This is a genomic window from Anaerolineales bacterium, assembly GCA_037382465.1.
GTDB lineage: Bacteria > Chloroflexota > Anaerolineae > Anaerolineales > E44-bin32 > WVZH01.
The window spans coordinates 14024-38700 of sequence record JARRPX010000033.1 but is presented as its reverse complement, the minus strand read 5'-3'; the positions used below and the strand labels follow the sequence as shown (position 1 = coordinate 38700).

The 24677-nt window shown below is 57.2% G+C and carries 22 protein-coding genes; 11 read left to right on the top strand and 11 right to left on the bottom strand.

Features of this window, described 5'->3' with window-relative positions; translation table 11 throughout:
• The 4 genes from P8Z34_10000 to P8Z34_09985 form a co-directional block, all read left to right on the top strand.
• Window positions 1–347 (top strand): aminotransferase class I/II-fold pyridoxal phosphate-dependent enzyme (locus tag P8Z34_10000; protein ID MEJ2551004.1); only part of this gene is annotated, 347 nt, incomplete at its 5' end.
• The gene (locus tag P8Z34_09995) at window positions 340–1320 is read left to right on the top strand and encodes an NAD-dependent epimerase/dehydratase family protein (GenBank protein ID MEJ2551003.1); all 981 of its coding nucleotides are present in this window, start codon (window positions 340–342) and stop codon (window positions 1318–1320) included. The genes P8Z34_10000 and P8Z34_09995, both read left to right, overlap by 8 nt.
• Before the next feature lie 31 nt (window positions 1321–1351).
• Window positions 1352–2227 carry a thioesterase gene (locus P8Z34_09990; GenBank protein ID MEJ2551002.1) on the top strand — a complete coding sequence of 292 codons (876 nt, stop codon included), beginning with the start codon at window positions 1352–1354 and terminating at the stop codon, window positions 2225–2227.
• A gap of 113 nt (window positions 2228–2340) precedes the next feature.
• Window positions 2341–2571 (top strand): hypothetical protein, encoded by a 231-nt coding sequence (locus P8Z34_09985; protein ID MEJ2551001.1) that lies wholly within the window; start codon window positions 2341–2343, stop codon window positions 2569–2571.
• A gap of 65 nt (window positions 2572–2636) precedes the next feature.
• On the opposite strand, the gene nifJ is transcribed toward P8Z34_09985, so the two are convergent.
• Window positions 2637–6218: a pyruvate:ferredoxin (flavodoxin) oxidoreductase gene (gene nifJ / locus P8Z34_09980; GenBank protein MEJ2551000.1), complete on the bottom strand. Its 3582-nt coding sequence runs from the start codon at window positions 6216–6218 to the stop codon at window positions 2637–2639.
• Between the two features lie 217 nt (window positions 6219–6435).
• Here nifJ and P8Z34_09975 point away from each other — a divergent pair, with 217 nt between their 5' ends.
• Window positions 6436–7422, top strand: a complete 987-nt coding sequence (locus P8Z34_09975; protein ID MEJ2550999.1) for a dihydroorotate dehydrogenase-like protein — start codon at window positions 6436–6438, stop codon at window positions 7420–7422.
• Between the two features lie 113 nt (window positions 7423–7535).
• Here P8Z34_09975 and P8Z34_09970 read toward each other — a convergent pair whose 3' ends face one another.
• The 5 genes from P8Z34_09970 to P8Z34_09950 all read right to left on the bottom strand — a co-directional run bounded on the left by P8Z34_09970 (window position 7536) and on the right by P8Z34_09950 (window position 11346).
• A complete protein-coding gene (locus P8Z34_09970) occupies window positions 7536–8537 on the bottom strand; it encodes a prenyltransferase (protein MEJ2550998.1) in 1002 nt (333 codons plus the stop codon).
• 168 nt (window positions 8538–8705) lie between these two features.
• Window positions 8706–9449, bottom strand: coding sequence for an ABC transporter permease (locus P8Z34_09965; GenBank protein ID MEJ2550997.1), 744 nt, complete (start codon window positions 9447–9449; stop codon window positions 8706–8708).
• Between the two features lies 1 nt (window position 9450).
• Entirely contained in the window at window positions 9451–10368 is a 918-nt protein-coding gene (locus P8Z34_09960) for an ABC transporter ATP-binding protein (GenBank protein MEJ2550996.1), read from the bottom strand.
• 77 nt (window positions 10369–10445) lie between these two features.
• On the bottom strand, window positions 10446–10763 hold the full coding sequence (locus P8Z34_09955) for a transcriptional regulator (GenBank protein MEJ2550995.1): 318 nt from the start codon (window positions 10761–10763) through the stop codon (window positions 10446–10448).
• Window positions 10764–10785: 22 nt separating this feature from the next.
• Window positions 10786–11346, bottom strand: a complete 561-nt coding sequence (locus P8Z34_09950) for a hypothetical protein (GenBank protein ID MEJ2550994.1) — start codon at window positions 11344–11346, stop codon at window positions 10786–10788.
• A gap of 233 nt (window positions 11347–11579) precedes the next feature.
• Here P8Z34_09950 and P8Z34_09945 point away from each other — a divergent pair, with 233 nt between their 5' ends.
• A complete protein-coding gene (locus P8Z34_09945) occupies window positions 11580–14675 on the top strand; it encodes a GAF domain-containing protein (GenBank protein MEJ2550993.1) in 3096 nt (1031 codons plus the stop codon).
• On the opposite strand, the gene P8Z34_09940 is transcribed toward P8Z34_09945, so the two are convergent.
• The 4 genes from P8Z34_09940 to P8Z34_09925 all read right to left on the bottom strand — a co-directional run bounded on the left by P8Z34_09940 (window position 14669) and on the right by P8Z34_09925 (window position 19761).
• The gene (locus tag P8Z34_09940) at window positions 14669–15700 is read right to left on the bottom strand and encodes an NAD-dependent epimerase/dehydratase family protein (protein ID MEJ2550992.1); all 1032 of its coding nucleotides are present in this window, start codon (window positions 15698–15700) and stop codon (window positions 14669–14671) included. The two genes, P8Z34_09945 and P8Z34_09940, sit on opposite strands and share 7 nt — an antisense overlap.
• A 71-nt stretch (window positions 15701–15771) precedes the next feature.
• Window positions 15772–17898 carry an ATP-binding protein gene (locus P8Z34_09935; GenBank protein MEJ2550991.1) on the bottom strand — a complete coding sequence of 709 codons (2127 nt, stop codon included), beginning with the start codon at window positions 17896–17898 and terminating at the stop codon, window positions 15772–15774.
• A gap of 79 nt (window positions 17899–17977) precedes the next feature.
• A complete protein-coding gene (locus P8Z34_09930; protein ID MEJ2550990.1) occupies window positions 17978–18937 on the bottom strand; it encodes a hypothetical protein in 960 nt (319 codons plus the stop codon).
• Between the two features lie 59 nt (window positions 18938–18996).
• Window positions 18997–19761 (bottom strand): response regulator transcription factor, encoded by a 765-nt coding sequence (locus P8Z34_09925; protein ID MEJ2550989.1) that lies wholly within the window; start codon window positions 19759–19761, stop codon window positions 18997–18999.
• A 164-nt stretch (window positions 19762–19925) separates the two neighbouring features.
• On the opposite strand from P8Z34_09925, the gene P8Z34_09920 reads away from it, so the two are divergent.
• A complete protein-coding gene (locus P8Z34_09920) occupies window positions 19926–20645 on the top strand; it encodes a hypothetical protein (GenBank protein MEJ2550988.1) in 720 nt (239 codons plus the stop codon).
• Window positions 20642–21370, top strand: coding sequence for a polyprenyl diphosphate synthase (uppS, locus tag P8Z34_09915; GenBank protein MEJ2550987.1), 729 nt, complete (start codon window positions 20642–20644; stop codon window positions 21368–21370). Before P8Z34_09920 ends, uppS begins: the two co-directional genes overlap by 4 nt.
• A 106-nt stretch (window positions 21371–21476) precedes the next feature.
• On the opposite strand, the gene P8Z34_09910 is transcribed toward uppS, so the two are convergent.
• On the bottom strand, window positions 21477–22331 hold the full coding sequence (locus P8Z34_09910; protein ID MEJ2550986.1) for a DegV family protein: 855 nt from the start codon (window positions 22329–22331) through the stop codon (window positions 21477–21479).
• Window positions 22332–22412: 81 nt separating this feature from the next.
• On the opposite strand from P8Z34_09910, the gene P8Z34_09905 reads away from it, so the two are divergent.
• From P8Z34_09905 to P8Z34_09895, 3 genes are all read left to right on the top strand, one after another.
• On the top strand, window positions 22413–23450 hold the full coding sequence (locus tag P8Z34_09905) for a LytTR family transcriptional regulator DNA-binding domain-containing protein (GenBank protein MEJ2550985.1): 1038 nt from the start codon (window positions 22413–22415) through the stop codon (window positions 23448–23450).
• A gap of 246 nt (window positions 23451–23696) precedes the next feature.
• On the top strand, window positions 23697–24425 hold the full coding sequence (locus P8Z34_09900; protein MEJ2550984.1) for an ABC transporter ATP-binding protein: 729 nt from the start codon (window positions 23697–23699) through the stop codon (window positions 24423–24425).
• Between the two features lie 28 nt (window positions 24426–24453).
• On the top strand, window positions 24454–24677 hold a 224-nt coding region (locus P8Z34_09895), incomplete at its 3' end, for a hypothetical protein (GenBank protein ID MEJ2550983.1).

Here is a 24677-nt window from a genome sequence, read left to right as displayed (position 1 = left end):
CGGTATTGGCAGCTTTGGAAATCATGGAGAACGAACCCGAACACAACGAACGTCTCTGGGAAGTCACGAACCGCATGCGCTCCGGCTTGCAAGCCATGGGGTACAACACGGAACCCAGTGTGACCCCGATCATCCCCATTCACATCGGCGAGATGTCCGCCACGTTCATGGCCTGGAAGATGTGCTTCGAAGCCGGTCTCTACACCAACGCCGTTATCTCTCCAGCCGTTCCACCGGATCAATGTATGCTGCGTACGAGCTACATGGCCACCCACACCGACGAACAGATCGACCGGGCCCTCAACATCCTGGGCGAAGTCGGCCACGAGCTGGGTCTGATTGACTGAACGGGTCCTCGTCACCGGGGCGACGGGATTCATCGGGTCGTCCATATGCCGCGCTTTGATTTCCCACGGACACGAAGTCCGTGCGCTGCACCGTCAGACATCCTCGCTGCGAGCGCTTCAGGGCATTCCCGTCGAATTTCACGTCGGAGACATTTTAGAACCCGACACGCTGCAGCAGCCGCTTTGCGACGTGGATCTCGTTTTTCACGCCGCCGCACAATCCGCTTACTGGCGCCACCCCGAACTCGTGCGGCAAACCGCCGTAGCGGGCACGGGTAACGTCTTGAGAGCCGCTGCCGACGCCGGCGTAAAGCGCGTGGTACTCACCAGTTCCGTTGCCGCCATGGGGGTTCCGCGTCACGATGAATACCTCACGGAAGAACACACGTACAACCTGCCCCCGAAACGATTTCCCTACGGCTACGCCAAGCGGGAATCCGAATTGGAAGCGCTCAAGTACGTCGATCGAGGCATCGAGGTCGTGATCGTCAACCCCAGCGTGGTCATCGGACCGGGCGATCTCAACCAGATCAGCGGGGCGATGGTCACGGAAGCCGCGCGCGGATGGGGTGTCTTCTGGATGGACGGCGGGATCAACGTGGTACACATCGACGACGTCGTCGCCGGGCATCTCGCCGCGGCGCGCCGCGGTCGTTCCGGCGAACGCTACATCCTCGGCGGTGAGAACCTGTCGCATCATCAGGTTTTCAGCACGCTGACGGAAATCGCCGGTCGTCGAGCACCCTGGCTGAAGATCCCGACGCGAGGGATTGGACCCGCCGCATGGCTGTGTGACGTCCTGGGAAAATGGCTTCCCCTGCCCTTCAACGGTGCACAACTGCGCATGACGTGTGAGTACCTCTACTGTGACACATCGAAGTCGAAGCGGGAACTGAACCTATCGGACCCCAAACCATTCCGCCAGGCCGCACAAGAAGCCTACGATTGGTATCGCGAACATGGCTACCTGTAGCGAATAATCGAAACCAGAGGGGAAATAACGGATGCCTGCGAAACACATCGAAAAATTCACCGTACGCTTCTATGAATGCGACGCTTACGGACATTTGAACAACGCCAATTATCTGCGCTACATGCAGGAAGCCGCTTTCCAGGCCTCCGCAGACGTCGGACTCGACTACGCCACCTATCGCAAGATGGGAAAGCTGTGGCTCATCCGCGAGAGTGAGATCGAGTACCTGCGGCCGATCCGGGCTGATGACGAAATCGAGGTGCACACCTGGGTCATCGATGTTCGGCGCGTTATCTCACGCCGAGCGTATCAGTTCATCGACCCCGAAAGCGATGAAATCCTTGCCCGGGGGTACAGCGATTGGGTCTTCATCGAGCGCGACAGCCTCAGACCGGCTTCCATTCCGGCTCAAGTGTCAAAGGCCTACATCCCCGAAGGAGGAAAAGGGGAGAGCGTCACCCGCCAACCGTTTCCCATACCACCACCTCCCCCGGCGGGTGCCTTCTCGCTCAAACGCTGGATCGATTGGCGCGACCTGGACGGCATGCGCCATCTTACCAACGCGGCCTACCTCTCCTACGCCGAGGACTGCGCCATGCGTCTGGCGGCGTCCTTCGGTTGGCCATTTTCCCGCTGGCAGGAAGAAGGCATCGCTTTCGTGGCGCGCAAAAACCGCATCAAATATCACCAGGCGGCTCGATTCGATGACGAATTGAAGATCGAGACCTGGCTTTACGATCTACGCGCTGCGTCGGCTACCCGTTATTACACATTCACCCGCGCCCAAGACGACACGCTCCTGGCACAGCTCCAGACCCACTGGGTGCTCATCAATTTCAACACGGGGAAACCGACGCGTTTTCCAGCGCACTTTCACGAAATCCTCCGCCCCAACATCGCCGAGTAAAGCTGCAATCGACTGCTGCCTCCCTCCCACACGTCACAAATTTCATACGAGCTTCGTTTCAGAGTATGAAGCCGTAGACGTTCACCCTTGCGTTCGTGAACAGGGAGGCAATCATGTCGATGCACGATGTTCAGACGATCATCATCCGCGCCGTGATGGACAGCGACTATCGAGAGTTATTCTTCAACGATCGATCTCGCGCGCTGGAAGGATATAACCTAGCTTCGATCGAAACTATGTGGCTGCAGCGGCTCGCACGTAAAGAGTTCGATGCGTTTGCTCCAGAAGTACGCAGCAGCCTCAAGCAAGGCGGCGGCATAGCGCCGAGTCCGCAACGTATATGAGTCCGAAAATAAAACTCCCCGCGTACTCCTACGCGGGGAGTCGAGAAAGGCGATCGCGAGGATCCCTATAAGTCGAGACTCGCCATTTGTTCGAAGAATTTCCAACGAGCGATCACATCTTCCCGCAAGGATTGCAGGAGCTTCTCGGCCCGATCCGGATCCGCAGCCCGCAAGGAGCGGAACCGGTTTTGTTTGTAGGCAAACTCCGAGATGTCCTCTTTCGGCGGCTTGGAGTCGAGCTGCAGCGGGTTTTTACCTTCTTCCGAGAGCATCGGATTGAAACGGAAGAGCGGCCAGAACCCACTTTCTTCAGCATCCTTGTGCAAGTCGGGCGCGGTGGTCATGTTGATACCGTGCGCGATGCAGTGACTGTATGCAATGATCAAGGAAGGTCCGTCGTAGGCCTCAGCCTCCTGGAAGGCCTTGATCAGCTGGGTCATGTTTGCCCCGTAAGCTACCTGTGCCACGTAGATGTTCCCATAACTCATGGCGATGGAACCGAGATCCTTCTTGGGCATATCCTTGCCCGCAGCCGCGAATTTCGCCACAGCGCCACGCGGGGTCGCCTTGGAAGATTGTCCGCCGGTGTTGGAATACACACCGGTATCGAGCACAAGCACGTTGACGTTGCGGCCGGAGGCCAACACGTGATCCAGGCCGCCGTAGCCGATGTCGTACGCCCAGCCATCTCCACCCACGATCCAAACCGACTTGGGAACCAGGTAATCGGCGACGTTGAGCAGATTGACCGCTTCGTTCTCCTTGCGTCCCTTGAGCGCCGACTTCAACTCCTCAACGCGTGCTCGCTGCGCTTCGATCGCTTCCAGCGTACTCAGATCCGCAGTTTTTATCGCCGCGATCAAGTCGGACTTCCCATCGAGTTCGACTTTATCCAGCAGTCCGTGTGCGACGTCCGATAGTTTGTCCATCGTCAAACGCATCCCGAACCCGAACTCAGCGTTATCCTCGAAGAGCGAGTTCGACCATGACGGTCCGCGCCCATCGTCCCGCGGCGCATACGGTGTGGTAGGCAAATTGCCGCCGTAGATCGATGAGCAACCCGTGGCGTTGGCGATGATCAGCCGATCGCCGAAAAGCTGGGTCAGCAATTTGACGTACGGCGTTTCGCCACATCCGGCACACGCCCCGGAGAACTCGAACAACGGCCGCATTAACTGCGAGCCTTTGGTCGTAAAGCGGTTGAACAGTTCGGGATCGAGATCCGGAATGGAGAGGAAGTAATTCCATTTCGCAACTTCCTGCTCGCGGATCGGAGGTTGCGCGGCCATGTTAATGGCTTTGCGATCCGTCTTCTTGCCAGACTCGTCTTTGGCGTAAGCCGGGCAGATGTACACGCACGTACCGCAGCCGGTGCAATCCTCTGGCGAGACCTGCAGCGTGTACAGCATACCATCGAAACCGCGACCCTTGGCATCTACGGCTTGCCAGCCTTCCGGAGAGTCGCCGTTGGCGTAGGAAGCATCGTAAACCTTGGGACGAATGGTGGCATGCGGGCAGACAAGCGCACATTGGTTGCATTGGATGCAGACCTCGGGATCCCAGACCGGGATCTCGAGCGCGATGTTGCGTTTTTCGAAGCGCGTCGTTCCGACGGGATACGTGCCGTCATTCGGCAGTAAGGAGACGGGTATCTCCTCACCGCGGCGAGCGATCATCTCGCCCGTAACCTGCTGCACGAATTCGGGTGCGTCAGCCGGCACCGGGGGACGCATGTGGATGTCCGAGGAGGCTTTCTTCGGCACATCCACCTCATGGATGCGTTCTCGGGCGAGGTTGGCGGATTTGATGTTCATCTCGACGATGGCTTCGCCCTTGTCGCCATAGGTGTCTTCGACGGCCATCTCCATCATCTTCATCGCCTTATCTTCCGGCAGGATGTCCGAGATAGCGAAGAACGCCGACTGCATGATGACATTGATACGTGCGCCCAATCCCAGCGAATCCGCAAGGGAATAGGCGTCGATCAAATAAAACTTGGCTTGCTTGTCGATTAACGCCTGCTGTACTTCCTGCGGCAGCTGGTCCCAGACTTCGCCAGCGGGATACTGGCTGTTGAGCAGGAAAATGCCGCCCGGTTTCAGATTCTTGACGATGTCCACGCGCTCGAGGAATTGAAACGCATGGCAGGCCAGGAATTCCGCCTGCTGGATCACGTACGTGCTGTGGATCGGGTTTGGGCTGAAGCGCAGATGCGAGATCGTCATCGATCCGGATTTCTTCGAATCGTAAACGAAATGTCCCTGCGCATAATTGTCGGTCGATTTGCCGATGATCTTGATCGAGTTCTTATTGGCGCCGACGGTACCATCGCCGCCCAAACCGTAGAACATCGCCTGGTGAACGCCTTCAGGCAAGGAGGAGAATGAATTGTCCCACGGCAGATTGGTGTGCATGACGTCGTCGTCGATGCCGACGGTGAAATGATTCTTCGGTTTGTCTTCGGCCAGGTTGTCGAATACGGATTTCGCCATACCGGCGTTGAACTCCCTCGAGCCCAATCCGTAGCGCCCGCCCACAACCAAAGGCATATCGTCGCGGCTGAGGCGGCCGTCCATGACGGCTTCGGTGACCGCATTTTGAACGTCCAGATAGAGCGGCTCTCCTTCGGCGCCCGGCTCTTTGGTGCGATCCAACACGGCGATGCCGCGCACCGTCTCGGGCAAGGCTGCCAGCAATGCCTTTCCATCGAAAGGACGGTACAGACGGACCTTGATCAAGCCGACTTTCTCGCCTTGCTTCGTGAGATATTCAACGACTTCGTGAGTCGTTTCTGCGCCGGAACCCATCATGATTACGACGCGTTCGGCGTCTTTTGCGCCAACGTAATCGAAGAGGTGATACTGCCGACCGACGACCTCGGCGAAGCGGTCCATCGCCCCTTGAACGATCTGGGGTGCCTTTTGATAATAGGCGTTGACCGTCTCGCGTGCGGCGAAGAAGACATCAGGGTTTTGCGCCGTTCCACGAATCGTAGGATGGTCTGGGGAGAGTGCGCGTTGGCGATGGCGAATGACCCATTCGTCGTCGATCATGGCGCGCATATCGTCGTACGTCAGTTCTTCGATTTTCTGGATCTCGTGTGAGGTGCGAAAACCGTCGAAAAAGTGCAGGAAGGGAATGCTCGCTTCCAGCGCAGCGGCCTGCGCGATCAACGCCATGTCCATGACTTCCTGCGGACTGTTCGATGAGAGCATGCCCCACCCGGTGGATCGAGTGGTCATTACATCGCTGTGATCGGCGAAAATCGACAGCGCCTGCGCCGCAACGGAACGGGCGGCGATGTGGAAAACGGCCGGCGTAAGTTCACCGGCGATCTTGAACATATTGGGCACCATCAACAACAGCCCCTGCGAGGCTGTGAACGTCGTCGTCAATGCCCCCGTGGTCAAGGCGCCGTGTACTGCCCCGGCGGCTCCACCCTCTGCCTGCATTTCGACCACATTGGGAACCGTTCCCCAAATATTGGGCTGTCCGTTGGCCGCTTTCTCGTCAGCAATCTCGCCCATCGGTGATGAGGGCGTGATGGGGTAAATCGCAATCACCTCGTTCGTGGCATAAGCCACATGTGCGGCTGCGGCATTGCCGTCATACGGAACGAACTTTCGCTCTACTTTCTTTTTCGGCATCTATGACTCCTTCTTATCGAACTGAAATGAGTTCGTTTTCAAATCGCATTAATGCGCGTAAAAACATCGGTGAAAAACCACCTTATACGGTATTCGCCTTTGCGCTCTTTCAACAGTGTAAAAGGGCATTGTAAATTGCAGGACACCTATCACTATTCCAGATGGGTGTATTATTTGTTATGCTTTAAGAGCCCGCTGAATTTCGAGAGGAGAGACAATGGCCGACATAAAAACAACTTACTTGGGAATCGATCTCGAGACGCCGATCCTGGTCGCGGCGTGTTCTATCTCCAGTTTCATCGATCGCATCAAAGAAGCCGAGCAAGCCGGCGCCGGCGCGTTGGTGATCCGGTCGCTCTTCGAAGAACAAATCCTGTTTGAAAGTCTACGCCTGGAAGAAGAATTATCCTTCGGTTCAGAATTCTACCCGGAAGCCCTATCCTATTTTCCACACATCGAGCACGGTGAAGCCAGCGAACATTTGATGTGGGTCGAAAAGACTCGCGCAGAAGTAAAAATGCCGCTTATAGCCAGCCTGAATGCCATCAGCTCCGGCACCTGGACGAAATACGCAAAGCAGCTCGAGGACACGGGGGTCGACGCCCTCGAATTGAACGTCTATTCGGTGGTGACCAACACGGATAAATCTGCCGCCGACGTGGAGAAGTCGCTTTACGAGATCGTGGAGGCCGTGCTGAGTGAAGTGAAAATCCCGGTGTCCGTCAAACTCAGCCCGTACTACACATCCACGGCCAACGTGGCGGCGCAGCTCGCCAAACGTGGAGTCAAGGGGCTCGTATTATTCAATCGCTTCCTGCAGCCGGACATCGACACCCAGAAGGAGGAGCTGACCAACGAAATGATATTCAGCAACCCCCAGGAGATGAAACTCCCGCTGCGCTGGGTGGCTATTCTCTACGAGCAGATCAAGGCCGACCTGGCTTTGAACACCGGCGTGCATTCAGGCCTGGACACCGCCAAAGCGATCCTCGCCGGCGCGTCCGTCGTTCAATCGGCCTCCGCACTCCTGGAGAATGGCATCCCCTACCTTTCCACAATGCTGCGAGAATTGGAAGGCTGGATGGACGAGCACGGCTATAATAAACTATCCGATTTCCGTGGGAAGCTGAGTCAAAGCGAAGTCGAAGATCCCTTCGCCTTCGAGCGCGCCCAATACGTAAAATTGCTCATGAGTCAGAAGTAGCTGCACATTCTGAACCCGCAAAGCAAAACGTGTCGATTTAAGTCAAAACAAAATCGAGACGCCCCGAAACAGGCGTCTCGATTGTTCGTTCACGGAGGCGAAAATAGACCAAGCTACAAAGATACGGGGAGGATCAGGTTCATGATCAACCCCAAAACAAACAACCCGCCAGCCAACTTGTTGTGGAAGAACGCAGCGGATACATACCACAAAGGCCATACCGGATAATTTTCCGGGGGTTCTTGTGGGCGAGGCGCGGTATAAATTTTGAGCACGCGTACGAGGCGTGGAAGAGCCAGAACGACCAGCAGAACCCAGATACCCAAGGTGCCCGTGAGTACGAGCAATACGACGATGGGATAGAAAGCGGCCATCAACACCATATTAAGCCACAGGCCAGGGCATTCTCCGATTGCCACGGGCAGCGTGTGGATGCCTTTCGCTCGATCGGCCTCGATCTTGTCGATGTGCTTGCCGATCAACACCGTGGTAACCACCAGGGCATAAGGTACACATGCCAGCCAAACGCCGGCCGGCGGCAGCACACCAGCCGTCACATAGTACGTACCGCCGATCATCAACGGACCCCACACCAGGAAGACTCCCAATTCTCCCAAGCCGATGTGCTTCAAACGAATCGGGGGCGCAACGTAAAACACGCTGATGAACAATCCGGACAGCGCGAAAACCAAAACCAACGCTCCTACGGTGTAGACGAAATACAGCATGATGAGTGCATCAATAAACATGACGGCCGTTATGGCAAGCATGAGGCCGCGCTTGGAAATCATGCCGCTCAGGATCGGATGAGGAGCGTACTGCGCACGGGCATACTCCTCCGTGTCGACGCCCTCCTCGAGATCGAAGAAGTCGTTGATCATGTTGTTGGCTGCGTGAGCGAGCACCAGGCCGATCAGCGCCAAAGCAAAGTTCAACCAATTCGGATGATCCGATCCCGCAGCGGCCAGCAAGCCACCGATCAAACCCGATGTGGCGGTCATCGAGAAAACAGCCGCCCGGGTGATGATCATCCATTTGCTGATCACGTCCATTTCCTTGTCGGAAGACAGATTGGCTGTGTCGAGCACCTCTTTCCAATTCGCCAAAAGGGACATCTTCACCTCGATTTAGTCTATTTTATAGAGTCTATCAACCCCAGCGTGTCCTGTAAAGGAAAATGCGAAGAGGGTCGCCCTTTCGAGCAAAATTCTTCGCATGAGTGGATACGACCGGGTCGTTTCCAATGTATATCTAAAAACGGCAGAGATCCGAGCAGTATATTCTTACTCCCAGCGAAATAATCGCGCCGCGAATGCTGTACTCACGATGAGAATTCCTGCCAGGATCGTGACAGCCAAAATGTGATCCCCCCAGGCTTCCCCAAACCACAAGCCGCGCAGCAAATTGACCACGTACGTAAGCGGCAGATAATTGGAGATGTTTTGAATGGATTCGGGCAATATCTCCATCGGAATCGTCGCGCCGGACAGAAACATCATCGGGAAGAAGAGCACCATACCGATCACCTGCGCAGTCCGCGCACCCGGCGCCAGGCTGGCAATCAAGTAGCCGAAGGCAAATATCGCCAATCCGCACCAGATGACACCAAGTACGTAACTGAGTACGTTGCCCTCGAAGCGCACATCGTACAACAACCACCCGAACAGGACGAGCAGAACCAATCCCAGGATCGTCATCAGTATGTTGGCGATCACGTCGGCCGAAATGAACACGCGCGGACGCATTGCCGATGCTTGATAACGGCGCAGTACGCCAAATTCACGATAAGCGCCGATCGTGATGGGGATGTTCATCAAGCCGACCGTACTGAGAATCACGGCCGTGTATCCGGACATACTCACGTCCATCGAGCCATAACCACCCAGCATCGGTGAGGGATCGTTTCCGTACATCGCACCGAAGAGCACCACCATCAAAGGGGGGAACGCCAGCGTGAAAAATGCGCCGACGGGTTCACGAATGTTCAACTTCAGATTGATCCAGGTGAGTTCCTTTAAACCACGCATGTTATTCCTCCCGCATCCGCCGGCCGGTCATGGACAGAAACACGTCTTCCAGCGTCGGATCCTGCGTGCGCAGATCGCGAAAATCGACGCCGGATGTCTCCAATCCGTGGACGACCGAACTTACGAAGCGTTCGCCGCTTCCATAGACCACAACCCGCTCGCCGATTTGCTCCACGCGATCGACCTGGGGTAACTCCACGAGCGATTGTGAATCCCAATCCTCCGCAACGTTGAACACCAAACGACGTTCCACACCCAATGAGCGTATCAGCGCTTCGGGCGTATCCAGGGCAACGATCCTTCCTTCATCCATGATGAGCACCCGATCGCAGAGACGTTCGGCCTCTTCCATGAAGTGCGTCGTCAAAAAGACGGTAGCGCCCTGATCGCGAATCTGGCGCACAAGATCCCACATCGATCGCCGGGCGTGGGGATCGAGGCCCGTCGTCAACTCGTCGAAAAACACGACCTGCGGCCGGTTCACCAACGCCAGGGCGATAAACAATCGCTGCTTCTGGCCGCCCGACAGCTTGCCGAACATGGCCTTCGCTTTATCAGCCAGTTCGAGACGGTCGAGTAATACTTGTGAATCTTCATGCTCCTCGTAAAGTGCGCCGAACAGGTCCAGGGATTCCCGCACCCGAATGCGCAAGGGGAGCGCCGATTCCTGTAGTTGGATCCCGATTCGCTCCGCCACTTCCAGACGGTCCTTCCATGGCACGTAGCCTAGCAAACCTACCGATCCACTATCGGGGCGACGGATACCTTCGATACACTCGATGGTCGTCGTCTTTCCCGCGCCGTTCGGTCCGACGATGCCAAAGATCTCGCCTTCTTCGACGTGGAAAGTCACACCATCCACGGCCTGGACCGAACCATATTGTTTGGTGATTTCGTTCACCTCGATGATCTTGCCCATATCTATCTCCTCGTGTCATTCCAGCGCGGATGCCGGTTGACGTTGCGGGCCCGGTGCGGCCCGTCGACCCTCGGGCATCAGGGGCTGTTTTCACCCTCGATTTCTGCGCCGCTGATGATCTGTTCCAGAGCCTCAACATGCTCGTCGAAAGCCTGGCGCCCTTTCTTCGTCGCAGCAACGAACGTGCGCGGTTTGCGTGCCACGAACGTTTTTTCCAACGCAACATATCCAGCGTCCTCAAGTTTGCGCAGATGCGCACCCAAATTCCCGTCCGTCAGAGAGAGAACGTCACGCAAATGGGTGAATTCCAATTGTCCATCCGGATTCAACGCCACCAGCGCGGCCATGATGCGCATCCGGACCGGCTGGTGAATGATTTCATTCAACATACTCATGTCCGTCTGCCCTTTGCAATTTTCATTTCCATTTCTTCAAAATGTAGATGCCGCTGCCGAAAAGCGTACCGCCGCCTAGAATCGCCATCCACAGGTAGAAAATATCCGGGAGAAGCCAATATCCGATCAGCCCCAATACACTGACTGCCAACCCGACCCGGGTGATGATTGGCTCCAGCCACAGTCCCAGGAGAACGTACGCAAACATGACATACAATGCGATTAGTAAAGAAATTTGCTTCGCATCCAACGGCCAGGCGACCCAAATCCAAAGAAAAACATACAAGAAGAAATAGACCCAAATTTGCCAAATGCGCCCGCTGTTCGGTAGTCGAAATCGCGAACCGAGACGGTACCCCATGATGCCGCTCGCCATAGATCCGCCGATAGCGAGCACGATCCAAATTCGTCCACCAGTCTCGACGTCCAGAAAATGATTGCAGAGATACCCGAAAAACCAGATCACGCCCCACAGAATCATATGGAAGGGAACACTGCCGCTGGCGATGGACGTGCGTATTTGGGCACGTACTTCCCGAATGGTTTGCAAGGACCGTTCAGCCTCCTCACGCGAAATGTTCATTCTCAGCCTCCGTGGAACCATGATCGGCATCCATCATCTAATTCATATAGAGCACTCTATATTTTAGAGTACTCTTTACTAATTGTCAAGTGAATTCTGCATTTCGGGTCTAGATACATCGATCCGAGCCCGCATTGGCCTTTTAATTGACCACTTTCCGGCCTCGCGCGCAGCACAAAATGTGGCGATTTTCGTTCCGTGATACACTACGCATAACAGAGGGAAATCAAGGCGTGTATAGGGAAGAAGATACCGTTCCTCATCACGAGGCGAGAGCATTTTGGGTCTCAGCTCTGCGCGCAGCCGCTGGTGTGGCGCGCAAAGCCGTTGCCAGCGAAGCCGATGTCTTCCGTGCCCTCACCCAAGAATTACACCGCTTAAAGCTGCGCGGATCCGCCACGCTTTTAACCGATGACGGAATGCTCGAAGTACAGTCCCAATCGATGAGCAACGCAGTAACCCAAACGCTGCAACGCCTCACGGGATTGGGAATTCGCGGCTACCGCTTCGACCCAAACGAAATAGACGTGTATCGGCAAGTGCTCGAAAGTGGCGAAGCTGTATTTACCACCGACCGCACCGAACTCGTCAGGCAATTGACCCCAAAACGATTCAGGGCCTTCATCCCGCGCATCATGCGCATCATCGGCGAGGTCCCTGCCATCATCGCCCCCTTGATCCTGTCCGAGAAACCTATTGGGACCATCAACGTCAGCGCTTCATGGTTGACCGAAGAAGACCGGCCCATGCTTTCCGCACTCGCCGATCATATTGCCATAGCCCTGGGGCAGGTGCGCGCCCGCAACGAAATTCAAGCCGCATTGAAACGAGAAAGTCTGCGTAACGAAGTGGCCCAGGCGATCACCAGCGAGCTCGATTTACCGACCGTTTTAGAGACGACGATTCGCGTCGCCATCGAAGTCACGAGTGCCGATGCCGGCGCCATCGGTCTCGTCGAAGACGACGGCAAGAGCGTCACCTTCCCTCACGTCATCGGTCTTCCGGATGAAATCCGTCTGTCCCAGGCGCCGGTCGGAACGGGTTTGATCTGGAAAGTACTCGAGGCGCGCAGCCCGATACTGCTCTCAGACTATCCGCACCACTCCGAAGCCAATCCGATCTGGGTCAAGGCGGGAATTCAAAAACTTCTCGGCGTTCCCTTGATCGTGGGCGAAAAACCGATCGGCGGATTGGGCCTCTTCATCCTTAATGAGGAGTGTTCCTTTGGCAAGGAACAAGCTGATCTGATTCAGTCCATTGGAAGCATGGCAGCGGTGGCCATTGATAATGCCCGCCTATATACCAACGTCACGCAACGCGCGCAAGAATCACAGGCTCTGATCCGCACGGCCCGTTCGATTTCCTCCTCCCTCGACCAGGATACCGTATTGCGCATGATCGCCAAAGAAGCGAAGAGCTTGCTCCAGGCAGACGCCAGCCGCATCCACCTGCTCGACAATCAAACGGACGACCTCAACTGCGTAGTCGCGCTGGGTCCGGCCGCTGAGGCCGCCGCGGATTTGGTCCTGCGAGTCGGTCAAGGCCTCGTCGGATACGTCGCCCAACAGGGAGAGCCGATAATTCTCAACAACACCGCCAGCGATCCGCGTGGCGTGCTGATCCCCGGCACATCGAACGACGATCTCGAGTGCTTGCTCATAACGCCGCTGAGCATTCGGCAGCGGATCATGGGCACCATGACGGTGCAGCGTGACGGCCTCAATCGACCTTTCAAGTCCTCCGATCTTGAGCTGTTGAACGCTTTCGCCACCCAGGCGGCGGTCACGCTGGAGAACGCGCACCTTTTTGGCCAAATCGCTGCGCAAGCGCAGCAACTCGAAGCCGAAGTTGCGGAACGCACGCGTGATCTCTCCATCTCCGAAGCTCGCTATCGTGCGCTCGTTGAGACTTCCCTCGCGGGAATCTTTCAAGTCAATCCCGCCGGCACGATCACCTATGTCAACCAAGCCATGGCCGAACTGTGTGGATACGATGCGGACGACCTGATCGGTAAAAGCGTGCTCGATATCTTTCCTCCCAATCTCCAACAACCCATCATGACGCAGTTCGACGAGAAGAGGAAACTTCAATCCACAACTCGCGAGGTGTTCGACATCGAAATCCCCTCGCAACAGAATCGCCACATCCCCGTCTTGCTTGCAGCCAGTCTGATTGCAGACGCCGATGGAAACCCGCAGGGTGTAAGCGGACTCGTTCTGGATATTTCCAGGCAAAAGAATCTGGAGGCGGCGCTCCAAGCCGAACGAGACCGCCTGGACGTACTGCTTACGAACATCGGCGACGCGGTAATGGTGACCGACGTCACCGGGACGATCGAATACGTGAACCCGGGCTGGGAACGATTAACCGGTTTTTCGCAAGAGGAAGCGCTCGGCAAGCGACCCAACATTCTTAAAAGCGGGCGGCACGACGAAGAATTCTATCGGCAATTGTGGGCCACCATTCTGGCCGGTAAAACCTGGCGCGGGGACGTCGTCAATTGTCACAAAGACGGCACCTTCTACGACGCGGCGTTGACCATCACGCCCGTTTGTGACGACGCCGAAGAAGTGATCAATTTCGTCAGCGTTTCACACGACATCAGCGCGCTCAAGGAGCTCGATCGGCTGAAGTCACAATTCGTTTCGGATGTTTCCCATGAGCTGCGCACGCCCCTGACAAACATCCGTCTCTACCTGGACCTGCTCAACACACGGATGGACGATCCCGATAAGTTTGGCGAGTATCTGGAGACCCTTCAACGGGAAAGCGAGCGTCTGGCTAATTTGATCGATGATTTACTCTCGCTTTCGAGGTTGGATGCGGATGCGGTACCCTTCGTTCCCGTCGCCCTCGACATCAACGAGATTCTCACCTCGCTGGTAACCGATCGCCAGAATCTTGCCGCAAAACGGGGCTTGAAACTGACCATCGATACGACGAAGAATTTGCCCCAAGTCACCGGAGACGCACGCCTGCTTACACAGGTGTTCACCAATCTCCTGACCAACGCCATGAACTACACGCCCAATGGGGGAACGATCACCCTGCGCGCAAGGAAAAAGCGTGAATCGGGGAAAAATTGGGTCATTGCCGAAGTTGACGATACGGGACTCGGTATTTCACCCGGAGAACAAAAAATGATCTTCAGGCGTTTCTTCCGTGGATCGGCAAGCAAGATCACCGGCGCGCCAGGAACGGGACTGGGCCTTTCCATTTGCATGGAAATATTGGAACGCCACGATGGGCGCATTACCGTCCAAAGTGAGGGGGTATCGGGTGAAGGCTCCTGCTTCTCCGTCTGGCTGCCGGCGAACGAAAATCATTGATCTCCAGCATCAAGTTTCAGCTTTTCATTCGACGATGTGCGAGAGAATTCCTTCTCGATCGTATCGCTCCACGCTTGTTCTGCGGATCGAAACTCGGCGCCCAACTGTGCTTCTGCCTTGGCCGAGCTGTAGCGGAAAGACACGAAACTGCTGCGCACGACCTCCGGCGAGATGAACGCAGGCTTTCCGGCAAGCCTGAGCAGGGGTGCGATCAGCGCGGCCTGCGCCAGTGCGATCGCTTTGGGCAACCAGATAAATGGCGGTTTTCGATTGGCGGCGTCCCCCCAAACTTTCAGCATCTTCCGCAGCGTAAGTACCTTCCCTGCAGTAAAATATAGCTCCCCGGCTTTCCCCTTCTCTCCCGCCAGGATCAACGCCGTAGCGACATCATCTACGTGCCCGAAAGTAAAGCTGCTTCCCGGAGCCCAGACGAACGGAGGCAGCAGACCGCGCACAAAAAGCCGCGCCAACCACCCGAACGCCGAATGATCGCCGGGACCAACCGCCTGCGCCGGACAAGCAATGACCACGGGTTCGCCGGCCGCTTGATGCCGCCCAGCAAGTGCGTGCGCTTCACGCTTGGTGTACTCATAGTAGCTGAGAGGCTCCGCACGACGCGTAAACGATTCGTCCACGAGTTCGCCGCCGGTATCCCCCAACGCCGTTGTAGATGAAGTATAAACGGCCTTACGCACCTCGTATTCAGCCGCCAGCGTCAGCGCATTTTCCGTGCCCTCCACATTAACGCCCCACATCCGTCTTCGCATGCGGCGCGGGATGCCCAGCTCGTACCAACCCGCGTTGTGGAAGAAAAGCTCGGGTTGTGCGACCGAAAACGCCGCCTCCAACGTGGCCCGATCTGTGACGTCGCCCAGAACCAGGTTGGCGCCCATGTCCGCAAGCTCGCGCGCCGCTTTCGAATCGGGCGCCCGTACGACCAACGTCACTTCCCAACCGCGTTGCAATGCTTTCCGTGTCAGTGGTCGTCCAATGAAACCCGTGCCGCCCGTGATCAAAACTCGCATGTACGCTGCTCCTAAATTTCAATTCATCCGATAAAAACCGCAATCGTCGGTTGAGACACTCCGTGAAATTTCTACCACGCATCTCGCGGCAGGGACAAGACCACGCGCGTGAAGATCCCCGGAGCACTTTCAATCGACAACGACCCACCGATCACCGCCATCATCGTCCCGTGAAAAGCCAAACCCTGACCGCCGCTCCGCTGATCGGAATCCTTTTCCACGATCCCCTGCCCATCATCCTCGATCAAGATTTCCAATCCTTCTTTGCAATCGATAACCACGCGCAAATGGAGTTCCACGCCCTCATCCGCTCCCCGGCCGTGTTTGACCGCATTGCGGATCGCTTCCCGGCCGGCGTAATACAACACCTCGGAAATGAGCGGTGGAATCCTGCCGATTTGCTGCTCGACATCCTCTCCCACCTTCCAGGTGACGCTGTCGAACGATTGCGGGAAATCCTCCTCGACCACCCGCCGCAGTGCGCCGATCAAACCCAGCGTCGCCACTTCGGGAGCCGTCGTCGAGCGCATCTCGCGCAGCATGTCTGCGATCTGGCGGTGGACTTCTCCAAGCGTTTCGATCGCCCGCGACTTCGCTGTCTCCCCCTCGAGCTGCTCGCTGCGCAAAGCCAACATGGCGGTGTGCAATCGGGGCAGCAGTTCGTCGTGAAGCACACGACGCGTTTGCTGATCGATCACCTGGCTTTCGGCCAGGCGCTGCCGCTGCAGCATCATTAACCGACCGGCCATTTCAGCGCTCGCCCAGACGTCGATCAGGCGCTCTCCGATCGTGCGAGCGATCTCGATCTCCTCCTGCGTGTACAGGCCGCCGTCGCGTTTTTCACCCAGGAACAGGACACCGATCAACCCGAGTTCGCTCCACAGTGGTACCGCGATGTTGGCGCCGCCGTATTGCTCCGGATCGAGCGCCAACCAGATCACTTCCGGGCTCTCGAAGCGCTCCTTGATTTCAACGAGCGAGGGGAAAGCCACCTCAAACTTCTTCGGATAACTCAACGGCGGGCCGGTAAACGGCGATAACGGACCCAACGCCGCCAAATACGCCACCTGCGTCTCCAACACGTCCTCACATAGACCGTTGAACGGTGTCTCGACATCGACGTCCGCCGGCAACGCGGTAGACGAGCGCAGTAGCTGATCGTACAGGCGTTGGCTGACGACAAGTGGTCTCAATTGCTGCATGTACCGCTCTCGCTCGACATACGAACGCCAGCTGATCCCGGCGTAGAAAACCGTCATCATGATGGTGGCCAACAGCAAGCTGAAAATCGGGCGGAACTGCATCGTGATGCTCCAGCCCAACAGCGTGGCGTAGCCGGCGGCCAGCCCGATGGTTTGCTGCCAGTATCGCCGCAAGCCTCGTCTGGGAAGGGTCTTGCCGGTAAAGACTTCGTACGAAACGATCGCCTGTCCGGTGAGAACAACCGCCAGGCCGATCAATGAAGCAATGCATAAATCCAACCACGCCAGCGGCACGGCCATGTCCACGTGGAAGATGTCTCCGCTTCCCAGCAGCAACACTGCCATCACCCACACGATCAGCAGACTGACGACGAGCAGCACGATCGAAGCGGCCACCAACCAGGGCCGCGCCCGGCTGCGCGCGATGTCACCCATGACACGCCCCGTCGGTCCGGGCCGGCGCAGCACGTCCAAAGACAACCCGATGCAGAAAACGAGATTCAAAGGGAAGATGAGAAAGAGCATGGGGGGACTTTCCCCGGAACCCGCGCTGTAAAGATCCCCGAACAGCACCCGCGTAAAAGTGGGCAGTGGATTGGCCACGATAAAAAGGATCCCCGTGGCAATCGTCAACAACACTGCGGCGGGCAGCCAGATTCGATGGCGCAGTCGCAGAGGCGTGTCGGCTTCGTCCCAGAATCCCGTATACCAGAGCATGATGACGTACCAGGCAAACGGCAAGGCGACGACGGGAATCCAGCTCAACTGCCACCATAGGGCCACGCTTTGACCGAACAAATTGAAGCCCAGTCCGAAAACCGCCGAGTGCCCCAGGAAGAAGACGCCTCCGGCCAGCAGTCCACACCCCACCACCCAAACGCCCAGCCTCCGGCGTTCTGCGTTGAGCAAAACGGCCAAACCCAACCATACCAGGATGATGGTGTTGAAAAGAGAAACGGCCAAAACGGCCCAGTCCAGCGTGAATTCACCGCTCAATGGTTCGATTCCCTTCAATTAAGGGCCGCGAGCTGCGGTAGAGAAAAACCTGTAGGAAAAATCGTATCCATTTCACTTTTCAACCAGCTTGATCCGGTCGAAAGCTTGCGAAATCTCGATGGGATCGAAGGAAGGCGAGCAGCGCCAAAAGCAGCGGCATCATGATCACGATCAAAATGTGGGCGCTTTGCAGCGGCACGTTTTGCAGTGCCTGCAGCTCAATTACGGGCAAGTTTGCCATGTCAATCATATTTTTGAAGCTTACCCTGGACAGCGTCATTACGCTGGATGTTCCCACGAGCAGAAGATACAGGATCGAGGCCCACCATGCCCACCGCTTCCGCGCGAACACCCCGGCCGATAAAACGACCAAACCCGGAATTATGAAACCTGAAAGCAGGAAACCGTCATTTGCTGTGAGGAATGCCCCGAAGAAAGGGATCAATCCATTGAACAGAAGCGGCAAATGATGCACGAGTGCGAAGAAGACCAGCAGAATGCCTTGAACGAGTACAGCCCGAGGAAGAATCTCGAGCACCGATCGGTTTGTATCGCGAGTTTCGAACACTTCTCGGACATCGGATCGTCGATAGAAATACAGTAAACCTGCGGGAATCAGGGGATACAAGAGGAAACACGACAATCCCAACAGCGGCAGCACACCCTTGGTTATCGGTTTCGCCTGCAGCAATACAAGCACAAAGAAAACCACCAGCGGAACACCGACCACTACCCAACACCACAACAACGCTTCGCCAAGTGTCCGCGCCCAGCGCCTCAGGGTGAGATGTCCATAGCCCAATGGCAGGAATACTGCAGCGATGAGATAGTAGCCGGCGATCTGCACGGCCACGTTTGCGAACATCAAGGAACCAAATCCAAAACCCGGGTATTGAAATCGACCGCCGGGTCCGAACAGGTAAAAACAATACGTCTCGATCGGCCCCATCACCGCCGCGACGGCGCCGACCAGGAGGAAAAAACCTCCGCTACACTTTACGAGCAGAGCCAACTTTGAGGGTCTATTTCGATCTGACAAATCGACGGCCTCTCCATCACGCATGTGGCTGACAATTGATTTGTCGTAATTTCCGCGCCTCAAGATTCATCGTCCAACGGCACCCACTCCCCTTTTCGATTGGCGATCTTGGGAACGCCATCCGCATCCCAAACGATGAGTTGGCCGCGTTGATAGATGATCGCCGCTCGCGTCCGGGCCACTTTCTCATCCGTCGCTGTCTCGACCAAACCCCAGGCGGTGTAAATCGCCCCGTTGATGCGGCTGACTGTCCGCTTGTCCCGAAAACCAAGCCGTCCGGCGATTTGTTCGTTGGTCAACCCCTGTGCGAGCATGCCTGCAACGTCCTGCTCGATGGGCTCCAGCAAAGCGATCGGGGATTGTTCGTCCTTGTGACGCACTTCCTCGACGCGCGAGACGATCTCCGGATCGATGAAACTCCGCCCGGAGATCGCATCTTGCAGCAGCGGGATGATCATCTCCGGCAGCAGAAAGTTCGATTTGCGCACGTAAGCGTAGTGGCTCAGGATTCCGGAGCGGCGGAAATCGCGGTAGTAGGCGTCTTCGTCCTGGATCGAATAGAAAACGACAGGCAAGCGCGGATATTCGCGGCGAATGGCCACGGCGGCCTGGATGCCGTTCATTTCGCCGGCCAACTGGACGTCCATCAAGATGACGTCCGGCGGCGTTTCCAGGCACAGCTCGATGGCGCGATCTCCCGCTTCCGCTTCCGCCACGACGCTCACAATGCCGGAATCTTCCAGGCCCTCCCGCAGCGCTTCCCGCAGCGCAACGTTGTCCTCGACCAGAGTGAGCTGCAATCGTTTCAGATCAGGATCAGACATGCGATCTCCATGCGAAAACGCCGGCCCATTCAACCCGCCTGGATTTTCAGGCCTGGAAGCATCTCTGTCAAGCACTCAGATGCCCACGAGCCGGGATGTAGAAAGTGGAAGGAGGCCATCCTGGCGAGGTAGCATACAAGGTAGATAAAATGGAAGGACATCGGATGAGCAACCTCAAACGTTGGCTGGTGGTGGTCGTCTTTGCTGCGGCATTCGCCTGGGTCGAATCTGCCGCGGTGACTTACTTGCGCATCCACGTGGGGCGCATCGATCCCTACCAGACGAATCCCCTCCCCCTGGCCAACGACCTCGGGCGGATCGAATTGGTGCGTGAAGTCGCCACCCTGATCATGATCGTTTCGATCGGATACCTGGCGGGCCGTAACCGGCATACACGGACGGCCTATGCCGCACTGACCTTCGGCGTCTGGGATATCTTCTATTATCTTTTCCTCTGGATCACCGTCGGCTGGCCGCACACCTTGATAGACTGGGACGTGCTCTTTCTCTTGCCGCTGCCCTGGTGGGGCCCCGTGATTGCACCGCTCGCGATCGCCGCGATCATCGTCCTCGCCAGCACGCTGGTCGCTCTGTTTGACAATCCAGAGGGAGAAGTCTGGCCCACGCGGAAAGCCTGGTCGCTCTGCCTTCCCGGCGTGGTCCTGGCGTTGATCGTCTTCATGCAGGATGCCCTGCGCGCGCTTCCCCACGGGGAGCGAGCGATCAGGGATGCGCTGCCCACATCGTTCGCCTGGCCGTTTTTCGGACTCGCCCTGCTGCTCATGTCCGCCCCCATCGTGGATCTGCTGATGCAGATTCGCAGCATTCGATCTTCTTCCCGGCGGGAGGCCAGGGCGAGAATAAAGTCGGGGGCTGAAGGATGACGGACACGGATACGAAGACGCTCACCCAGACTTCAAGTCCGATCCATGCACCCGTTAGAACGCTGCCGCAGCACATCGGCATCATCATGGATGGCAACGGGCGTTGGGCGCGCGCCCGCGGCCTGCCCCGCCACGCGGGTCATCGCGCCGGCGTCGAGAATCTGCGCCGCACCATCCGTGCCGTAGGGGAACACGGCATTGGCTACATGACCATCTACGCATTTTCCACCGAAAACTGGCATCGGCCCAAACAGGAAGTCAAACACCTGATCGCACTCATCGACCCCTTTCTGGAACGCGAGCTGCCGGAACTGCACAAAGAAGGCGTCCAATTACGGCACCTGGGAACGCTGAACGGACTGCCGCCTTCCACGCAGCGCAACGTCCGTAAAGCGACCGAACTCACCCGCAACAACCGGAATTTGATCCTCAACATCGCCTTCAACTACGGCGGTCGCGCGGAGGTTGCGAACGCCATCCGCCAGATCCTGCGTGAAGGAACATCGGTGGACGACGTCTGCGAAGCCCTCGTCGAGCAGCACCTCTACACCGCCGGTCAACCCCATCCGGATCTCATCATACGCACGGCGGGAGAGATGCGCCTGTCGAATTTCCTGCTCTGGCAGAGCGCTGGCGCCATGCTGTACGCCAGTAAGGTCTATTGGCCGGATTTTGATGAAAATGAGTTCCGGCATGCTCTGCGATATTACAACGATCATCGATAAGCCCCGTCCCCGGATGGCCAGACTTTAAAATAATCACCCCAGCGATATGCAGGGGTGATTCTCGGATGCCACACCGTTCGCCGGCTGACGCCGGACTGGGTTAAGTTTATCTTTCAACTACGAACGACACACCCACCAACCCTGCGCCCGAATGCACGGACAGACCGGCCGTCATGTCGGCCAGCAAGCTGTCCTGCGGACAGGTCAACTTCTCGCGCAGTTGAGCTTCGAATCGTTTCGCGGCTTCCTGCGCGACGACGTGGATGATCGCCATGCGTTCGACGGCCTTCCCGCCGGAAGCTTCCACTGCGAGCTCGATGACGCGCTCGAACGCCTTGCCTTGCGTGCGAACACGCTCCAACAAGTCCAATTTCCCGTCGCAGATGGTGAGGATCGGTTTGACGTTGAGCACGTTGGCGATCCCCGCCGTCACGTGCCCCACACGTCCGCTCATCGCCAGGTACTTCAACGTCGCCAGGGCGGCAAAGAGATGCGAGCGCGCCCCGACGTCTTGAGCGTGTGCGATGACATCTTCCTTCGAAGCCCCGCCGGCAGCGGCTTCCGCCGCAGCCAGGACCATGAACCCCTGGCTCATGCTCAACGTGCGCGTGTCGACGACGGAGATGTCCTTTCGCGGCATCGAATCGCGCGCCGTGCAGGCGGCGCTGTATATCGCGCTGACTTCGCTGCTGACGCAGAAGCACACGATCGAATCGGCAGTCCCATCCAGCACGTCCTGAAAGGTCTGCATAAACACGCCGGGCGCCGGCGCGGAGGTCGTCGGCAAGGCACCCTCGCGATCGATGCGCTCGAATAAAGCCGCCTCATCGATGTCCACGCCCGTCCGAAACGTTTCCTCACCAAAATGAACGTTCACTGGAACCTGTACGATACCCCACTTCGTGGCCACATCCTGGGGCAGACTGGCGTCGCTGTCGGTGACGATCGCGATTTTGGACACGTTCTCCTCCTGTATTGCCGTCGTAGATGACAACACCGAATCGAGGCGGGAGATGCCGCCCCAGGATGGCTTCTTGGTAAAATGACGCTAGAATCAAGACATCATCCGATTTTGCCGACGGCCATGATTGAACTGAAAAACCTGCAAAAAACCACTGGGCAACGTACGGCGGTCGACATTTCCGTGTTGAAGGTCCTGGCCGGCCAGGTCGTCGGTCTGGTCGGACCGGTCGGCAGCGGCAAGGTCGAACTGCTCGCCATGCTGACGGGCAAATCACGACCTTCCACCGGCACGCTGCGCGTGGCCGGGCTCGATCCCATCGCGGACCGTGAGGAATACAGCCGCCGCGTCGGTTTCCTCTTCGCCGAAGACGGACTCTACCAGCAGCGTTCACCCATCGCCAATCTGCAGTTCCACGGGAAACTGCATGGCCTTCCGAAGTCCAAAGCGCAGGAAACCCTGCAGCGAGTCGGACTCGGTGATCACGGCAAATCCAAATTGGACCAACTGTCCTCCAGCCTGCAGCGGCGCCTGGCCTTCGGGCGCGCCATCCTGCACGATCCCGAGGCGCTGATCCTGGAGGAACCCTTTGCCCGCTGCGACAAATCTTCGATCGACTTGCTTTCCGATCTGATACGCGCTCTCGCCGAGCGCGGAGCAGCGGTGCTCATCCTGGCCGACGACAGCACGCTGCTCGAACCGATCTGCGACACGATCCACGTGCTCAACGAAGGCCGCATCCAATCGACGGTCAAACCCGACGAAGAACGCCAGATCTCGGCGCCGTTTAAAATCCCGGTCAAATTGGAAGGACGGGTGGCCCTGGTCAATCCGACCGACATCATCTACGCCGACGCCGAAGAGGGCCGGGCCGATCTGCACACCACGTACGGTGAACGCCTGTCCACGCAGTTCACGCTGTCCGAACTCGAAATCCGCCTGGCCCGCAGCGGCTTCTTCCGCGCCCACCGCGGTTACCTGGTCAACCTGCAGCACGTCACGGAAGTCATCCCCTTCACGCGCAACAGCTATTCGCTGCGTCTCGACGACGAGGAAGCCACGCTGATTCCGCTCAGTAAGACCGCCGCCGCCGAGCTCAAAGACCTGCTTGGCTATTGAAGCCGATCCGGAAGATCAGAACTACCACCCCAAGCTCGCCTGATTTTGTCCCAAATCGCACGATTATCGGAGAATTCAGGCCACTTTTTCTCTCCACTGAACCCTTTCAAGGCACCGTTCAACCTCCAAAATCCGCCGTTCGGCGATTTTTTATTGCAGCGCTTTCTTTATATGTGTATCGTTGGGCCAAATCGAAACGCAATTGATGGTGACCAGAACACAACCGGTACACAGGAGAAACACGAGATGAAAGCTATTCAAGTCCAGGATTTACACCGCTACTACAACGGCGTGAAAGCCGTGCGGGGCATCAGCTTCGAGGTCGAGTTCGGCGAGGTCTTCGGATTTCTCGGGCCCAACGGCGCCGGAAAATCGACCACCATCAAAGTGCTCACGGGGCAGCTTCGGCCGACCTCCGGCTCGGCACAGGTCGTCGGCTGCGACGTCGTCGAGGAGCGCCAGCAGTTGAAGCCGCAGATCGGCGTGGTCTTCGAATACCAGAATCTATACGAGCGCCTTTCCGCCCGCGACAATCTGAAATTTTCGGCCCGGTTGTACGGCGTGCCCAGGCGCCGCATCGACGAGATGCTGGCGCAGGTCGGGCTGCTCGATCGTGCCAAGGATAAAATCAAGACCTACTCCAACGGCATGAAACAGCGGCTGCTCATCGCCCGTGCGCTGCTGCATCGACCCAAGGTGCTCTTTCTAGACGAACCGACCCGAGGCCTGGATCCGGGCGTGGCGCGTGGAATCCGCAAAATCGTCGAGCAGCTCGTGGAGCAAGGCGTGACGGTGTTCCTCACCACCCATTACATGGAAGAGGCCGACCGATTGAGCGACCGCGTGGCGATCATCGACGAAGGCCGGATCGTCGCCATTGACACACCGGACAAGTTGAAAGCCGAGTACGGCGAAGGCGAAGCAGCCACGCTGGAAGACGTTTTTATCAAACTCACCGGAAATGAACTCTATTGATCGGCCAATATCGAAAGCGAGACAAAACATGAACCTCCACAGATTAAATCTCCGGATCATCGGCACGATTGCCGCCAAGGACCTGCTCGATGCCTTCAAGAACCGCAGCATCCTGAGCCTGATGTTTTCGGTCTTCATGATGGTGGCGCTCTACCGCTTTCTGCCGCAGTTCGAGAGCGGCGAAACACCTCCACGCCTGGTCGTCTACGATCAGGGAGACTCCCAATGGATCGCCCGCTGGGATGCCGACCC

Excerpts from the sequence above, each read along its gene's own strand:
- nifJ (MEJ2551000.1), bottom strand. The coding sequence starts at position 6,218 with ATGCCGAAAAAGAAAGTAGAGCGAAAGTTCGTTCCGTATGACGGCAAT.
- P8Z34_09965 (MEJ2550997.1), bottom strand. The coding sequence starts at position 9,449 with ATGCGTGGTTTAAAGGAACTCACCTGGATCAATCTGAAGTTGAACATT.
- uppS (MEJ2550987.1), top strand. The coding sequence starts at position 20,642 with ATGACGGACACGGATACGAAGACGCTCACCCAGACTTCAAGTCCGATC.
- P8Z34_09920 (MEJ2550988.1), top strand. The coding sequence starts at position 19,926 with ATGAGCAACCTCAAACGTTGGCTGGTGGTGGTCGTCTTTGCTGCGGCA.
- P8Z34_09955 (MEJ2550995.1), bottom strand. The coding sequence starts at position 10,763 with ATGAGTATGTTGAATGAAATCATTCACCAGCCGGTCCGGATGCGCATC.
- P8Z34_09900 (MEJ2550984.1), top strand. The coding sequence starts at position 23,697 with ATGAAAGCTATTCAAGTCCAGGATTTACACCGCTACTACAACGGCGTG.
- P8Z34_09905 (MEJ2550985.1), top strand. The coding sequence starts at position 22,413 with ATGACGCTAGAATCAAGACATCATCCGATTTTGCCGACGGCCATGATT.
- P8Z34_09985 (MEJ2551001.1), top strand. The coding sequence starts at position 2,341 with ATGTCGATGCACGATGTTCAGACGATCATCATCCGCGCCGTGATGGAC.
- P8Z34_09970 (MEJ2550998.1), bottom strand. The coding sequence starts at position 8,537 with ATGTCCCTTTTGGCGAATTGGAAAGAGGTGCTCGACACAGCCAATCTG.
- P8Z34_09925 (MEJ2550989.1), bottom strand. The coding sequence starts at position 19,761 with ATGTCTGATCCTGATCTGAAACGATTGCAGCTCACTCTGGTCGAGGAC.
- P8Z34_09940 (MEJ2550992.1), bottom strand. The coding sequence starts at position 15,700 with ATGCGAGTTTTGATCACGGGCGGCACGGGTTTCATTGGACGACCACTG.
- P8Z34_09960 (MEJ2550996.1), bottom strand. The coding sequence starts at position 10,368 with ATGGGCAAGATCATCGAGGTGAACGAAATCACCAAACAATATGGTTCG.
- P8Z34_09950 (MEJ2550994.1), bottom strand. The coding sequence starts at position 11,346 with ATGAACATTTCGCGTGAGGAGGCTGAACGGTCCTTGCAAACCATTCGG.
- P8Z34_09975 (MEJ2550999.1), top strand. The coding sequence starts at position 6,436 with ATGGCCGACATAAAAACAACTTACTTGGGAATCGATCTCGAGACGCCG.
- P8Z34_09990 (MEJ2551002.1), top strand. The coding sequence starts at position 1,352 with ATGCCTGCGAAACACATCGAAAAATTCACCGTACGCTTCTATGAATGC.